Origin of the sequence: Vibrio sp. nBUS_14, assembly GCF_051201655.1 — a bacterium.
Lineage (GTDB): Bacteria > Pseudomonadota > Gammaproteobacteria > Enterobacterales > Vibrionaceae > Vibrio.
In genome coordinates this window covers 2,667,031-2,682,524 of the sequence record NZ_CP179206.1, presented here as the reverse complement: position 1 = coordinate 2,682,524, position 15,494 = coordinate 2,667,031, and the positions used below count along the sequence as shown (strand labels likewise).

Annotated in this window: 14 protein-coding genes; 6 read left to right on the top strand and 8 right to left on the bottom strand. The window is 44.9% G+C overall.

Translation table 11 applies throughout. The features are described 5' to 3' along the window. Positions 1–12 precede the first annotated feature (12 nt). Complete coding sequence (locus tag ACMAZD_RS12595; protein WP_435247486.1) at positions 13–987, top strand: nucleoside hydrolase; 975 nt, start codon at positions 13–15, stop codon at positions 985–987. Between the two features lie 93 nt (positions 988–1,080). On the opposite strand, the gene ACMAZD_RS12590 is transcribed toward ACMAZD_RS12595, so the two are convergent. Then, a complete protein-coding gene (locus tag ACMAZD_RS12590) occupies positions 1,081–1,965 on the bottom strand; it encodes a D-hexose-6-phosphate mutarotase (protein ID WP_435247485.1) in 885 nt (294 codons plus the stop codon). Between the two features lie 235 nt (positions 1,966–2,200). Continuing rightward, positions 2,201–3,196, bottom strand: a complete 996-nt coding sequence (gene gap / locus ACMAZD_RS12585) for a type I glyceraldehyde-3-phosphate dehydrogenase (RefSeq protein ID WP_435247484.1) — start codon at positions 3,194–3,196, stop codon at positions 2,201–2,203. A gap of 358 nt (positions 3,197–3,554) precedes the next feature. On the opposite strand from gap, the gene msrB reads away from it, so the two are divergent. Then, positions 3,555–3,953, top strand: coding sequence for a peptide-methionine (R)-S-oxide reductase MsrB (gene msrB, locus ACMAZD_RS12580; protein ID WP_435247483.1), 399 nt, complete (start codon positions 3,555–3,557; stop codon positions 3,951–3,953). 142 nt (positions 3,954–4,095) lie between these two features. On the opposite strand, the gene ACMAZD_RS12575 is transcribed toward msrB, so the two are convergent. After that, positions 4,096–4,902 (bottom strand): DUF2989 domain-containing protein, encoded by an 807-nt coding sequence (locus ACMAZD_RS12575; RefSeq protein ID WP_435249371.1) that lies wholly within the window; start codon positions 4,900–4,902, stop codon positions 4,096–4,098. 113 nt (positions 4,903–5,015) lie between these two features. Here ACMAZD_RS12575 and ACMAZD_RS12570 point away from each other — a divergent pair, with 113 nt between their 5' ends. Beyond that, a complete protein-coding gene (locus ACMAZD_RS12570; RefSeq protein WP_435247482.1) occupies positions 5,016–5,297 on the top strand; it encodes a YeaC family protein in 282 nt (93 codons plus the stop codon). Positions 5,298–5,403: 106 nt separating this feature from the next. Here the strand turns inward: ACMAZD_RS12570 and ansA are convergent, their stop codons facing one another. Both ansA and sppA read right to left on the bottom strand, forming a co-directional pair. Then, complete coding sequence (gene ansA / locus ACMAZD_RS12565) at positions 5,404–6,420, bottom strand: asparaginase (RefSeq protein WP_435247481.1); 1,017 nt, start codon at positions 6,418–6,420, stop codon at positions 5,404–5,406. A 118-nt stretch (positions 6,421–6,538) separates the two neighbouring features. Beyond that, positions 6,539–8,389 carry a signal peptide peptidase SppA gene (gene sppA / locus ACMAZD_RS12560; RefSeq protein WP_435247480.1) on the bottom strand — a complete coding sequence of 617 codons (1,851 nt, stop codon included), beginning with the start codon at positions 8,387–8,389 and terminating at the stop codon, positions 6,539–6,541. Positions 8,390–8,668: 279 nt separating this feature from the next. On the opposite strand from sppA, the gene ACMAZD_RS12555 reads away from it, so the two are divergent. The 3 genes from ACMAZD_RS12555 (at position 8,669) to ACMAZD_RS12545 (ending at position 13,548) form a co-directional block, all read left to right on the top strand. After that, positions 8,669–10,678, top strand: a complete 2,010-nt coding sequence (locus ACMAZD_RS12555; RefSeq protein WP_435247479.1) for an FAD-dependent oxidoreductase — start codon at positions 8,669–8,671, stop codon at positions 10,676–10,678. A gap of 220 nt (positions 10,679–10,898) precedes the next feature. Then, on the top strand, positions 10,899–11,447 hold the full coding sequence (locus ACMAZD_RS12550; RefSeq protein WP_435247478.1) for an NAD(P)H nitroreductase: 549 nt from the start codon (positions 10,899–10,901) through the stop codon (positions 11,445–11,447). A gap of 127 nt (positions 11,448–11,574) precedes the next feature. Next, positions 11,575–13,548, top strand: a complete 1,974-nt coding sequence (locus ACMAZD_RS12545; RefSeq protein ID WP_435247477.1) for a DNA topoisomerase III — start codon at positions 11,575–11,577, stop codon at positions 13,546–13,548. Between the two features lie 39 nt (positions 13,549–13,587). Here the strand turns inward: ACMAZD_RS12545 and ACMAZD_RS12540 are convergent, their stop codons facing one another. The 3 genes from ACMAZD_RS12540 to ACMAZD_RS12530 are packed head-to-tail and all read right to left on the bottom strand — an operon-like array spanning position 13,588 to position 15,434. Further along, positions 13,588–14,589, bottom strand: a complete 1,002-nt coding sequence (locus ACMAZD_RS12540) for a DUF3080 domain-containing protein (RefSeq protein ID WP_435247476.1) — start codon at positions 14,587–14,589, stop codon at positions 13,588–13,590. A gap of 7 nt (positions 14,590–14,596) precedes the next feature. Next, the gene (locus tag ACMAZD_RS12535; protein ID WP_435247475.1) at positions 14,597–15,283 is read right to left on the bottom strand and encodes an SDR family oxidoreductase; all 687 of its coding nucleotides are present in this window, start codon (positions 15,281–15,283) and stop codon (positions 14,597–14,599) included. Positions 15,284–15,308: 25 nt separating this feature from the next. Further along, positions 15,309–15,434 carry a hypothetical protein gene (locus ACMAZD_RS12530; RefSeq protein WP_435247474.1) on the bottom strand — a complete coding sequence of 42 codons (126 nt, stop codon included), beginning with the start codon at positions 15,432–15,434 and terminating at the stop codon, positions 15,309–15,311. Positions 15,435–15,494: the final 60 nt, after the last annotated feature.

Genomic DNA, 15,494 nt, shown 5'->3' with positions numbered 1-15,494 from the left:
TTAGAAGCTGATATGACAAAGAAAATCATCCTAGATACAGATCCGGGCATCGATGATGCAATGGCCATACTATTTGCAGAAGCGCATCCGGATATTGAGCTGATGGGCATTACCACTGTTTATGGTAATGCGACGATAGACAACGGGACTCAAAACGCCCTTTATCTGAAACAGAAGTTTGGAATGAAGGCGCTTGTGGCTAAGGGGACTGATAAGCCCTTGGTTAGAGATCCTGTTGGCGCTACGGTTGTGGTTCATGGCGAGGCTGGTTTTGGTGATGTGGAAGCACCAAGTTCGTTAGATGTCACTGCGATTGATAAGCCGGCTTATCAGTTCATTATCGATAGTGTTCTAGCGGAACCTGGAGAGATTACCCTTGTGGCGGTTGGCCCTCTGACTAACCTTGCGCTCGCTCTGGAGGCGGCCCCTGAAATTGTCGACTTAGTAAAAGAAGTGGTCGTTATGGGTGGGGCGTTCGGCGAAAACGACCACAGGGGAAATGTGACGCCATTTGCTGAAGCGAATATCCATGATGATCCACACGCTGCGGATAAGGTGTTTACAGCATCATGGTCAGTGGTGATTATCGGGCTAGACGTTACTGAGGAGAGCTTCTTTACTGGTCAATACCTTGATGATTTGCGAGATGATGCTGGAGAGGTAGGGCATTTTATCTGGGATGTTAGCCGTTACTACTTAAAGTTCTATTCTGAAAAGGTAGGAATGCAGGGGTGTCATGTTCATGATCCTTCAGCCATTGCTTATGTTATCCAACCATCTCTGTTTACCTGTCGCAGTGGCGCAGTCAGAGTTGTGACTGATGGCCCCGCTGAAGGGATGACGATTCAGAAAACTGATCAACGTAGTTATATGAATGATGAGTGGAGTTCGTTCCCTGCACAAAAGGTTGGCTTTCAAGTGGACAACAATGCTCTATTGTCACTTTATAGAGAAACTTTAGTTCACTATTCACAGCAGCAAAGCTAATTGATAGCCATCGCAGTGTTGTAAAAAATAGCTGTAAAAAAGGCCGGATAAACCGGCCTTTGAAGAGTTTAATTGAGTAAGTTACTGAGTCGCTTACTGAGCTGAAATTACCGTAATCAGCTGGTGACTTTCGCCAGGCTGTAGCGTTTTTCCGGCTTCTAGGCTTGGTGCGTGCAGTGTTGATTCTACGCACATCATAGTTAGGTAACCGTCGTCTTGCATGTCGCCCATACTGGCAGCACCTTCCGCCCACGGGTTCCACAATACTGCAGAGTTATGGCCGTGGTTTTCAACCGTTAGTGTGCGATCCAGTTTTTGGTCAGCTACAAAGATTTGTGCTTCTGGCTGTGTGTAAACACGGTCAATAGTGTCAGTCAGTATCAGCTCAGTGCCACCTTGGCAGATCTTTCTACCTTGTAGGCTATCTATGTACTCAGCCCCCATACCTGTTGTGGTTGTGTTGTGGATATCGCCAACATTTAGGTAAGTGTGCAGTGCGCCAGAGAAAGTCCATGGGTGCGAATCTGTGTTCTTTACATCCAAAGTTACTTTTAGTTGGTCGCCAATCTCAACGTTCAATCGAGCATCGAATTGATGAGGCCATACTGCCAGAGTCGCTTCGTTAGGCTTCAGACCTAAGCTCACAATCACGCCAGCTTGGCTTTCACGGTGCTCAACCAATTGCCATTCGCTTGAACGAGCAAAGCCATGTGCGGGTGCTGCAATGCGACCAAACCAAGGCCAACATACTGGAATACCACCACGTAGGGCTGTTTTTCCGTCGAATTTAGCTTGTTGGCTCATCCAAATTAGGTCTTCTTGACCTTGTGGTTGGAATGACACGACATGACCGCCAAACAACGAAATCGCAGCGTTTGCTTTATTGTGGATAACGCGAACCAATTTGACACCCTCATGTTCAACGATAGTGACGTTGTCAGAAAGTACAGTCAGTGCAGGTAGAGTAGATAAATCCATTACATGATCCTTCTAAGGAAATTGAATTCAAATGCTGACTAGAACTAGGGTGCATGTGATTTTATGAGTGACAAGCAGAGTCAGTATTAGAATTAAATTTTGGCGATCGGGATTGAAGTTGGAAGTCGTTTAAAAGATAGTAGGTATTAAAAAGACGACACTAAGGTCGCCTTTTTCAAAGTCTGCTCAAAACAGTCTTCGCTAATGCTTATCTAAAGCTATTTCTAAAAAGAAATTACTTAGAGATGTGAGCGATTAGGTCTAGAACTTTGTTTGAGTAACCGATTTCGTTGTCGTACCAAGATACAACTTTAACGAATTTGTCAGTTAGAGCAACACCAGCTTTAGCATCGAATACTGAAGTTTGAACTTCACCGATGAAATCTTGTGATACTACTTGGTCTTCAGTGTAACCAAGAACGCCAGCCATTTCACCTTCAGAAGCTTCTTTCATTGCAGCACAAATTTCTTCGTAAGATGCAGCTTCTTTTAGGTTAACAGTTAGGTCAACTACAGATACGTTAGCAGTTGGTACACGGAAAGCCATACCAGTTAGAAGGCCGTTTAGTTCTGGAAGAACAACGCCTACAGCTTTAGCAGCACCAGTTGAAGATGGGATGATGTTTTGAGAAGCACCACGGCCACCGCGCCAGTCTTTAGCAGAAGGGCCATCTACAGTTTTTTGAGTTGCTGTAGTAGCGTGAACTGTAGTCATAAGACCAGACTCAATGCCCCACTTGTCGTTAAGTACTTTAGCGATAGGTGCAAGACAGTTAGTAGTACAAGATGCGTTAGAAACGATGTCTTGACCAGCGTAAGATGCTTGGTTAACGCCCATTACGAACATTGGAGTTGCATCTTTAGAAGGACCAGTAAGAACTACTTTCTTAGCGCCAGCAGTGATGTGCTTACGTGCAGTCTCGTCAGTTAGGAAAAGACCAGTTGCTTCAGCAACTATGTCTACTTCGATAGCATCCCACTTAAGATCTTCTGGGTTACGCTCAGCTGTAACACGTACAGTTTTACCGTTAACGATTAGGTTACCGCCTTCAACTTCAACAGTACCGTTGAAACGGCCGTGAGTTGAGTCGTACTTAAGCATGTATGCCATGTATTCAACGTCGATAAGGTCGTTGATACCAACAACTTCGATGTCATTGCGCTCTTGCGCTGCACGGAATACGAAACGACCGATACGGCCAAAACCATTAATACCTACTTTGATAGTCATTGTAGTTGCTCCACAACTTAATTTCTGATTAAAGATAACTGGTAGTAAAATTACAGAATCCAGTATACATCTGCAATAGATAATCCGACTTAACTTGTTTAATGTCAAAAAAAAGCGACGCTTTTCTTAACAATTGGGTGTAAGTGGTTGAAATTTGACCATTGCGACTGGCTCTGAACCCTTCCAGTTGGGTAAAATACCCCTAAATGATGATTCACTTATGAGTGTATATGTACAATGTTTCCTGGTGAGAAAGTATGTGCTACAAAACGACTTATATGCAAGCCTTTATAGAAAAAAGTAAATATAATAAAAGAGAATGTGGACGGATATTAACGTGATTCACGAGGAAGAAAATATGACAAAGCCTGATGAATACTGGCGTGAACGCCTAACTGATGATGAATATGAGGTATGTCGACTACGTGGTACTGAGGCCCCTTATAGCGGCAAGTTGTTACATAACCATGATACGGGTATCTATAGCTGTACCTGCTGTGAAACCCCTTTGTTTATATCGGATAACAAATATGATTCAGGGTGCGGTTGGCCTAGCTTTGATGCCCCTGTGAATGATGAAGCAGTACGCTATATAGAAGATCTAAGTCACGGAATGAAGCGTGTAGAGGTCCGTTGTGCAGTTTGTGATAGTCATTTAGGTCACGTTTTCCCTGATGGGCCCAAGACAACAGGCGAGCGGTTTTGTGTTAACTCAGTGTCGTTAATTTTCAACAAAAATGACAAAACTACGAAATAACTTGTAACTATTGTCTAATCCTTACAAATTGCTTTCAGGCACTTAAACGGATGAATAGCCAAGTGAGTAGAGTTAACTCTAATACAAATAAAAAAAGCTACCATGAAGGTAGCTGTTTTTTTGTGCATTTAGAAATTGAAAGCTAATAGTTCGGCACTATGGATGCGGTGTAAACGCCGTCTTCAATGGCTTCGACAATCTTTTCGGCATCATCATTGAATTGCTTGTATTGAGGTTTGTCGAAACGATACAACACATTAAGTTCTGCTTCTGAAGCGATGGGTACATCAAAATCTTTGGCGACCATGGCCCACAAATACGCTTTCTTTAAATGACCTAGGCTGTGGTTAATACTGGCCATGGATTTGAAAATCTCAGTATTGACGGCAGAACCGTTAGAAAGCGTTAAAGCATTGTTTAGCAGCGTTAAGGTTTTTTCATGATCACGAGTAGTGTAGAAGGTGGCTAACGCATATTGCATTTCTGCCGTGTTTAACGCTTCTTTTCCTTCTAACTGTAAGAAACTGCGTCTGGCATTGGTGCCACCGGTTTGTGACCACAAGAAGTAGAGCGTTTCTGGTGTATCCGATTGAGACAGCTCTTTAACGATTCGTTCAGACTCTTCAATACTATGCATTAGAGCGGTGAAGCGACGTTCTTGAAGTTTAGACTGATCAATGGTTTCAATTTGCGCCGCCAGCTCTAGACACTTCTTATAAGAGGCGACCAACTTAAATTCTTTGATTTTGTTGATTTCGGTTGGCTGTTTTAGAACTTCGAAGCGATGCCAGATGAGATCAGTACGTGCAACGCGGCATTGTCCGTCGTTCATATTGAGCTGTTCACATTGTAACGCCGAATTGCTTTGGCATAGCTGATCCGTGTTCTTGTTCCCCTCAAGGCAGCCAGCAAGCGCAAGAGGCAATATGCCAATAGCCAACCATTTCATAATCTTCATATTCCTTCACTTGTGATCAATTACACTTATTTTCGGTGAGGTTCTTGACTCAATTCTGTTACAGGTTATTTTCTGGTGAAAATTGTTAAAACTAGGGCTCTATCATGGATGCAGAACAACTTCTTAGCGCAATGACTCCTGAGGTCTACGAGCGTTTAACTTATGCCGTTGAAACGGGCAAATGGCCAGAAGGTACGGCACTTTCCAAAGAACAACGTGATTCGTGTATGCAAACTGTCATGTTATACCAATCTAAACATAATGATGAAGCTCAGCATATGACAATTGCGGCTGGTGGTGGCATTAGCTTTAAATCAAAGGCTGAACTCAAGAAACAGTTTAAATCAGACCAAGAAGATATTGTTAGGGTTAACCCGAATCACTAGGGTTAAATTACAACAAAGGGGAGGCACTATGCCACCCCTTTTTAATGTTAAGCTTTTTATTTGTAAGCAATAAATCTAAAGAACTTGCTTTTAAATACCTGCTTACTTATAAGCTCATCTCACCACGTAACACTTGTTGCATCTTATTTTTTACTTCTTCATAGCCTAGGTTTTGGCTAAGCAAGTAATGCAGTTTCGCAAGCGCTGCTTCTGGCGTCATATCGTAACCACTCACCACGCCAGCTTCCGCTAACGCACAACCCGTAGCGTAACCACCCATGTTGACCTTACCCGCCAAACATTGAGTTAGGTTAACCACAATCACACCACGCTCAGAAGCGTCCTTTAGGTGCTGAAGCAGTTCTGGGTTCTGTGGCGCATTACCAACACCAAAAGTAAGCAGGATCATTGCATTCACAGGCTGCAGTAGCGTGTTGCGAATCACTTCGTGTGATATGCCAGGGTACATAGTGATAACACCTATGGGCTGCGGTGTAATTTTATGGACTTTAAAAGCGCCTTCAGGCTGTTCGTTGACCGAAACGTTGCTGCTCACCTGGATGTTGATACCCGCTTCTAGCAATGGGGTCAGGTTTGGAGAGGTAAATGCATTGAAACCATCCGCGTGTGATTTAGTACTGCGGTTACCGCGCATCAACTTGTTGTTGAAAAACAGCGTTACTTCATTGATTGGGTAGTTAGCCGCAATATGAAGTGCATTGAGCAGATTTGCTTGTCCATCTGAACGCAGTTCAGCAAGTGGGATCTGAGATCCTGTCACAATCACAGGTTTACCAAGGTTTTCCAACATGAAAGACAGAGCAGAAGCGGTATACGCCATGGTGTCTGTGCCATGTAAGATAACGAAACCATCATACTTATCGTAGTTCGCGCGAATATCGTCAGCGATAGTCTGCCAGTCAAGTGGCGTCATATCAGAAGAATCCATGAGTGGTTCGTATTCGTGGATGGTGTATTCAGGCATCTCTGGGCGATGGAACTCAGGCATGCCAGCTAGCTGCTTATCCATAAAACCAGCGACAGGAACGTAGCCGTGACCAACAGATTTTTGCATGCCAATTGTGCCGCCGGTGTACGCGATGTAGATGTGTTTTCTTTCCATGGCGATAAATACTTAGTGTGATGTAGGGAACAGGGGAGCGATTATAGCGAATTATCGTGCAATAAAAAGAGGCGCCTCACACAGAGGCGCCTCTTGATAACAAAGCGTCAGATTTAACTTATTTAACCTGGCAATTTAGACAAAATGCATAACGCCCTTGTGGGTCGTTAAAGTTGCCTAATAGTTGGCTATCTTGAGCTAACTGCTGAGTAACAGGTTGTAAACTGCTTGGTATCATCGACTGAATATCAAGGCCGATCGACATCTGAACTTGGTTCATAAACTGCTGAATAAACTGTTCAGTCGCGGTAAGTGGCTCTTCTACCCAGTAGATATTGTAGCTTTCTAGTTCAGCGAGTGAAGCGGCCGCTTCGATTGCGTCATCAAAGTCACCAATCTCATCCACTAAACCTTTCTGCATAGCATCTTGACCTGTCCAAACTCGGCCTTGAGCAATCTTGTCGACAGCATCGACTTCCATGCCACGGTTTTCTCCCACTAAGCTAATGAATCGGCGATAGCCATTTTCAATGCCCATTTGGAACGCGTCTTTCGCACCATCGCTGAGCCCGGTTGTAATACCAAGACCAGAGAAAGGTGACGTGCCGACACCATCCGTATAAACACCAAGGTCGTTCAAGCCTTTTTCAAAGGTCGTGATGACACTAAAGATACCGATAGAACCCGTTAGCGTGGTTGGCTGAGCCAGGATTTTGTCTGCGCCCATTGAGATCCAGTAACCACCAGAAGCGGCAAGACTCGACATTGAAACCACTACTGGTTTGCCTACTTCTTTAAGTGCTTCGACTTCGTTGCGAATTACTTCTGAAGCAAAGGCACTACCACCTGGGCTATCGACACGCAGTACAACCGCTTTTACTTTGTCGTCATTACGCGCTTGGCGAAGTAGGGCAGCAGTGGTATCACCGCCAACGGTGCCACGAGGTTGTTTGCCATCCATAATGGCGCCGCTAGCAATAATAACGGCCACATCATGTGATTCGCTTGACACGTCTGGAATCATGGTTGAACGGTATTCGTAGTAACCAAATGCGTTGTAGCTATCTTGGCCATCACTACCGAACACATCTGCTAGTTCTAATCGAACTTGTTGGCGTGTTGCCAATTCATCAACTAAGCCAAGTTTCTCGGCCAGTTTGGCAATATCGCCGTCAACAGATTCAAGCTCTTTTAAGAACGTGTCCATGCTTGGGTTCAGTGTTTTCGCATCGATTTGACGGTTGTTAGAAACATCATCAACGTATGCGCCCCACAGCTGGCCTAACCAACGAGAAGCGGACTCTTTCGCAGCGTCTGACATGTCGTCGCGAATGAAAGGTTCGATTGCAGACTTATAAGTACCGACGCGGAATACATGTGTATTTACGTCAAGCTTTTCTAATAGAGTTTTGTAGAACAGCGAGTAAGCACTGTAGCCTTTAAGCAGCACGCCGCCATCTGGTGATAAGAAGACTTTATTAGCATAGCTGGCTAGGTAGTATTGGCTTTGGTTGTAAAAGTCACCCACCGCAAAAATCGGCTTACCTGTCGCTTTGAATTCGTTAAGAGCCTTAGCAATGTAACGAAGCTTAGTCAGGTTGGTCTCTGGCAGCTCTTTGAGCGCTAAAACAAGGCCAGTGACGTTTTCGTCGTCTTTGGCATAGCGAATCGTTTCAACGATATCAAATAAGACGTTCTCTTTCGGGAGGTCTTTGCTAAGCAGTGAACCTGTTAAGGAGTCCATAGGGTTAATGTAGCGAGTTTGCTCGACAATCGGCCCTGAAAGGTTGAGTACTAATGCCGATTGTTGCGGAACAGTTGGTTGAGTCGTATCTGAGTGAAAGTATACAAAGTAAATAATGGCGATACTGAGCAAAAAGAACAGGTTAACAAGTGCAAGACGCACAAACGTGATGAGCTTCCAAGTCCCTTTGAAGATCATACCGATAAATTTGAATATTTTTTTCATTCTGTCTCCACAGTGAAATTACGTTGCCTTAACAAGTCGTAGTACCATTAATCTCAATAATATTAACTGCTTAATATCCTACGATAATTCCTTAGCTCAAACTACACCAAGAAGTATGAATCGATATATATTCTCATTAAATGTAATCATATTGAGGCATTTTTAACGATTAATTTGTCCTGCATTATGATCGGTGTTACAAAAATGTAAACGGTTGTTTGAACTTTTGGTGATTGAGCTATACTGTGGTCAGACCACAAGGATAAAATAACAGAAGTGATGTCTGCCATGTACCCACATTTACTTGAACCACTCGATCTTGGATTTACTCAGTTACGTAACCGTGTATTGATGGGATCAATGCACACGGGTTTAGAAGAAAATAAAGAAGGCCTACACAAGCTCGCCGCATTTTACGAAGAGCGAGCTAGAGGAGGCGTTGGCCTTATTGTAACCGGTGGTTTTTCTCCAAATCTACGTGGCAGATTAACTCCGTTCAGTGCTGAGTTCAGCAAGGTTAAACACGCGAAAGCTCACCAAGTTGTCACAGAGGCCGTGCACAAGCATGGCGGTAAAATTGCACTTCAACTATTGCATGCTGGCCGCTACGCGATGCACCCTTTTGCTCAAAGTGCTTCAGGCATAAAAGCGCCAATCGCCAAATTCGCACCGAGCGAAATGAGCCCGCGTCAGATTAAGAAAACCATTGATGCCTTTGCAAATAGTGCAGAGCTTGCTCAAGTTGCCGGTTATGACGGTGTAGAGATCATGGGTTCTGAAGGTTACTTGATTAACCAATTCATCTGTAAGCGTACTAACATGCGTTACGATGAGTGGGGTGGCTCATATGAAAAACGCATGCGCTTCCCATTAGAGGTCGTTAAGTCGATTCGTGAAGCCGCTGGCGACGATTTTATTATCATTTTTAGACTGTCGATGCTTGATCTAGTAGAACAAGGCAGCACGTTTGAAGATGTTGTATTACTTGCTCAAAAGCTTGAAGAAGCGGGCGTGACCATTATCAACACGGGTATCGGTTGGCACGAAGCTCGTATTCCTACGATTGCGACTCAAGTACCACGTGGTGCTTTCTCTTGGGTGACGGAAAAGGTTAAGCCTTATGTGTCTATCCCGGTCGTGACTTGTAACCGAATCAACACACCAGAAGAAGCAGAACGCATTCTCAGCTCTGGTCAGGCGGATATGGTCTCTATGGCCCGTCCTTTCTTGGCGGACCCTGATTTTGTAAATAAAGCCGCGCAAGACCAAGCTCAATTTATTAATACCTGTATCGGTTGTAACCAAGCTTGTCTTGATAATGTATTCAAGGGAAAAAGAGCAAGCTGCCTAGTTAACCCACGAGCGTGTTACGAAACAGAAATTGTTGTGCAATCAGCGCAAGCAACCAAAACCATTGCTGTAGTCGGAGCTGGGCCCGCAGGTTTAGCTTGTGCGACCACATTAGCGCAGCGTGGGCACAAGGTTGACTTGATTGAGAAAAATGACCGAATCGGTGGCCAATTTAGACTGGCGATGCAGATTCCGGGGAAAGAAGAATTCAGAGAAACCATTCGCTACTTCGCGAACCAGATTGATGCAGCCGGTGTCAATCTTAAACTCGATACCGAAGCGACGTTTGAGATGCTGCTGAAGTACGATGAAGTCGTGATGGCAGCGGGTGTTGAACCTAGAAAGCTTAATCTTGAAGGGATTGACCAAGAAAAGGTAGTCGATTATCAAACCTTAATTCGTGAAAAGACACCGGTAGGTGAAAAGGTCGCTATTGTTGGTGCTGGTGGTATCGGTATCGATGTGGCAACTATGCTCACTGAGCCAACTTCTCATGGCTTGGATGATTGGCTTCACGAATGGGGCATTGATAAAAACATGGAGCACCCAGGAGGGCTTTACCCTTATCCAGATTCATTCAGTGATAAAACAGTTTGGGTGATGCAGCGTAAAGCGGGTCGTGTCGGTAAAGGCCCAGGCAAAACCACTGGCTGGATTCATAAGCGCACGCTAGAGAAGCGTGGCGTTAACCTATTAGGTTGCGTCAGCTACAACAAAATTGATGAAGAAGGTCTGCACATTACCGTTAATAAGAAGGAGCAGGTACTGGATGCCGATTCCGTTATCGTGTGTGCGGGTCAAGTTTCAGTTCGTCCGTTTGAAGATATGTGGCAAGAGTTCGGTGGCAAGCTTCACGTGATCGGTGGTGCTGATTACGCGGGTGAACTTGATGCGGTACGTGCTATTCGCCAAGGTGTTGAGTTAGCTATTAAGTTATAGAATCAGCTATCAAGCTTTAATCTTATCGGTAGGTATGCTTATTTAATTTGCTAAGATAGTTTTTCGAACAAGGCTCCTAAATTATAGATTTAGGAGCCTTTATTGTTTCCAATACTGTTTGAACGATTGTTTCAATTGGACAGATGTTGAGATTTATTATCGTTTGTATTCTGTGCTACAGTTCAACTATACAAACAATAAAAATTAGTAAGGACTTCAAATGGATGCTTTGGATCTATTGCTCAACAGACGCTCTATCGCAAAACTCTCTGATCCAGCACCTGAAGGTGTCGCGTTAGAAAATATTATCAAAGCAGGTTTACGTGCTCCAGACCACGGCGCATTGACACCATGGCGCTTTGTTATCGCACAAGGTTCAGGACTACAAAAGCTCTCTGATATTTTGGTGCGTGCTGCTGAAGCGGATGAAAGCGAAGAGGCGGTCATTGAGAAAGTAAAGAAAGCGCCGTTCCGAGCTCCAATGGTCATCACCGTGATTGCTAAAGTGACCGAGCATGAGAAAGTGCCTGCTATCGAACAACACCTGTCTGCAGGTTGCGCAGCACAAGCCATGCAAATGGCCGCAGTCGCACAAGGCTTCCAAGGTTTTTGGCGCTCAGGTAAATGGATGTTTCACTCTGAAGTGCACCAAGCTTTCGGCCTAGAAGGCGATGATGAAATTGTTGGCTTCTTATATCTAGGTACTCCGGGCTGTACGCCAATGAAAGTGCCAGAGCGTGACTTCTCAAAGTTCGTCGAGTTCCTATAGATCTCGTCAGGAAAGTAGCTATACAACGAATTGTTGAATGCTAACTGTATAAACAACCAGTTTTCCTTGATTTCTAGGGGCCACATTAGATAATGTGGCCCTAATTGTTTGTAGCATCTGGAAAAACATGTCTCGCCTTATTATTGCTGAAAAACCAAGCCTAGGCCGCGCGATCGCCGCCGCACTCCCTAATCCACAAAAGAAAGACCAAGGGTTTATCAAATGTGGCAATGGAGATGTGGTGACTTGGTGTATTGGACACTTATTGGAGCAAGTTGAGCCAGACGCTTATGACGACCGCTACAAAAAATGGAATCTAGCCGATCTACCTATTGTGCCAGAGCAGTGGCAGCTAAGACCGCGTAAGACGTCAAGCAAACAGCTTACGGTGATCCGAAAGCTATTGAAGGACGCCACACAAATTGTCCATGCGGGCGACCCGGATAGAGAAGGGCAGTTGCTGGTTGATGAAGTGATTGAATACTGCAAGGTGTCTAAGGCTAAGAAAGAGTCGATGGATAGACTACTTATTAGTGACTTGAACTTGCCAGCGGTAAAGCGTGCGCTCTCTCAAATGCGCAGTAACCGCGATTTTATTCCACTTTCTATTTCTGCATTGGCGCGCTCTAGAGCCGATTGGCTGTATGGCATGAACATGACTCGCGCCTATACCATGTTAGGGCAAAAGGCGGGCTACCAAGGCGTCTTGTCAGTCGGGCGGGTACAAACTCCGGTACTTGGTTTGGTGGTGAGACGTGATGAAGAGATCGAAAACTTCATTCCGAAAGACTACTTCACTCTGCATGCGCTGATCCCTTATCAAAACAATGGTCAGAGCTTTGACATTCGAGCGCGTTGGAAACCAAGCGAAGCATGTAAACCTTGGCAAGATGAAGAAGGCCGCGTGCTCAATCGAAAGTTGGTTGAGAATGCCGCTAACCGAATTGCTAATCAACCTGCGACAGTGACGGAATCACAGCAAAAGCAAAGCAAACAAGCGGCACCTCTCCCTTATTCGCTGTCAGCTCTGCAGATTGATGCGTCCAAGCGTTTTGGAATGAGTGCTCAACAAGTACTCGACACTTGTCAGTCATTGTATGAGAAACACAAACTCATCACTTACCCACGTTCTGACAGCCGATACCTGCCTAAAGATCACTACTCGCAACGAGAGTCGGTCGTCGATGCTATCGCTAATAATGCGAAAGAGCTGCAAGGCGGTGCCCAAGGTGCGGATCTTTCTCTTAAATCAAAAGCATGGAACGACAGCAAGGTCGATGCTCATCACGCGATAATCCCAACTCCGAAGAAATCATCGGTGAATGGCTTGTCTGCTAATGAGATGAAAATCTATCAGCAAATCGCTCGCCAGTATCTGATGCAGTTTTATCCGCCGGCCATTTTTGCCGATGCAAAGTTAGTCTTTGATATTGCTGGTGGCGTGTTCATCGCAAAAGGGCGACAACTGATTAACCCGGGTTGGAAGGTGTTAATGGGCAAAACGGACACAGATGAGAAAGGTGACGGCACAGATACGGTTCCTCCATTGGACAAAGGAACGGTGCTGACGTGTCGTGAAGGCGTGATTGGCGATAAGAAAACCGAGCCACCAAAACACTTTACCGAAGCGACGTTATTACAAGCGATGACAGGTATCGCACGCTTTGTGGCAAATAAAGATCTGAAAGCTATCTTGAAAGAGACCGATGGCCTCGGAACAGAAGCAACTCGTGCGGGCATTTTAGATACTTTGTTCAAAAGACAGCTCCTAACTCGACAAGGTAAAAGCATTCACAGTAGTCCGGCGGGAAGAGGTTTGATTAATGCCTTACCTGAGGACTCGACCTTTCCTGACATGACCGCTCACTGGGAACATCAGTTGCAAGGCATGGCTGAACGGAACCAAGCGTATCAACCCTTCATGCAAGAATTAGAAAGCAAGATCGACGTCTTGATGGGCAAGGTAAAAACCGGCGAAGTCCCTGAATCCTTGCGCCATCTTCCTAAAGTCGAAAGACCTGCCTTTAAACGCCGCAAAGCTGGCGGTGCGAAGTCTTATGCCAAGAAAGGGACGTATACTAAGAAAGGCACTAAAAGCTAGTCACTGAGAGCAAACCGCTGTTTATTGGCGATACTGGAATTAACGTCCGACCTTGCGTCCGCAGCGCTTAAACAGCTGTTGCCAATAATCAACATGGCGGCGAGTTGATGCACGAAAGGCTTGATGCGCATCCTTGATGGGAAAGTAATAACTGTGCAGTTTGGGCTTGGCATCAAACATAGCAAGCTGAGGATCTAGCTGCTGATAGTAGCCATCCAGCTGCGCCATGTAAGGCTGAACCTTACCGATGTATTGTTGCTCGAACACATTGTTAAGGTAACGAAACTTAGTCGTGTCTCGCTGCTCACCACAAATTATGTTGGCGTCAAAAGTTGTCAACTGTTTGGTAATGATATCGAGCTCAACAGACGCACGAGATAGTGAGTAGTACAAATCCCCAAGCGTCGAACTCTTCTCTAACCCTTCTTGAACTTCAGTAGTCTTGCCGGAAACAATCGGTGTGTTTAATGCTCGGTTAATATGCTCTAGGGCGTTACTTGTCTGTCGGACTTGTTCACCAATATCAGCACGCAACCACTGACTTCCACGCATTTGCGACTGCATGGCTTCACTGGCATAGATGAGATTCCATTGGTGCAGTGGAAATTGTGCGAGCTTCAGTTGTTCGATTTCTCTGAGTAACTCTACGATCTCTGGATCTAATTCGTTATTAGATAAACATTGACCAACACCCTCCAGTAGAGCGACTTGATAATCGTAATTTCGGAACTCGTCGGCGACTTTTCCAAGTACGGAGTTTCTTTCTGCAATCAGGTTGAATAATCCACATTGTCGAAGTTGATAGCTGTCGATAAGCCCGATAGAGAGCGAAGGAACTTCAATAAACAGTTCTCGCTTTCTCGGTAAGCTTTCGAGCTCCCAGTCTTCCTGTATCTCGTCAGCATCTTGCACGTTGGCTATTTTGGTCTGATAGTCGTCGAAATAGTTCTGTGGGCTGTCATCGAAACATCCAGTGAGCACCATTGTTAGACACAACAGTGTTGAACGTACGAGTAAGCTTGAGATAACGCGACGACCCATATGACGGCTACCAGTCTATTCCGCTACCATCGAAATTAAAGAAGTGACCACTCACTTCAGTATTCGATGACTCTATTACCGCTATCAAGCCTTTAGCCGAAGTCTCTGTATCAATGAGAGCATTAGGTCCGCCCATTTCGGTCTGTACCCAACCAGGATGTAATGCCAGCACTGTAAAGCCATTATCGGTTAAGTCGTTGCTTAAACTCTTCACCACCGAGTTTAGTGCAGCTTTAGAGGAACGATAGATGTAGCCTCCGCCAGATGTGTTTTCAGACATACTGCCCACTCTTGATGAAAGGCACGCGATCTTTTTTATTGGGCTCTTTGCTAGCAGAGGCAGTAAGGATTCAACGAGCTTGAGAGGAGCGATGGTGTTGGTTTCGAAAACACGACGCCACTCTTCTACATCGATACTACCTAATCCGTAACCTTTAGGGCCATAGTAGCCAGCGTTGTTGATGAGAACATCGATAGATTCTAGCTTTGAAGGAAGTTCATTGACCGATTGGTAGTCCGTGATGTCGAGCTGTATGCATGCAAGGTTGCTGTTTTCGTTTGCGATAGTAAGTAACTCTTGTGCAGTGGAAGCATCGCGATAGGTAGCATACACGGTGTGGCGATCATTGACGTAGTGTCGGGCAAGGCTTAAGCCAATACCTCGGTTCGCACCAGTGATAAAAATAACGCTCATAATGATTCCTTGTTAGTTCAATCAGTTAAGTGTGATGGGCTAACGCGAGAAAATCAACGCTCCACCAACTGACCATCAGCATGCTCACGAAAATCATTACTGCTGCGACAGAGCCGCAGATCACACCACAGATGAGTATTACGTTTTTCATTATTGTCTCTGAAATTAACTAAAGGTAATGATAACTATTATCACTAATTATGGTTGTCGC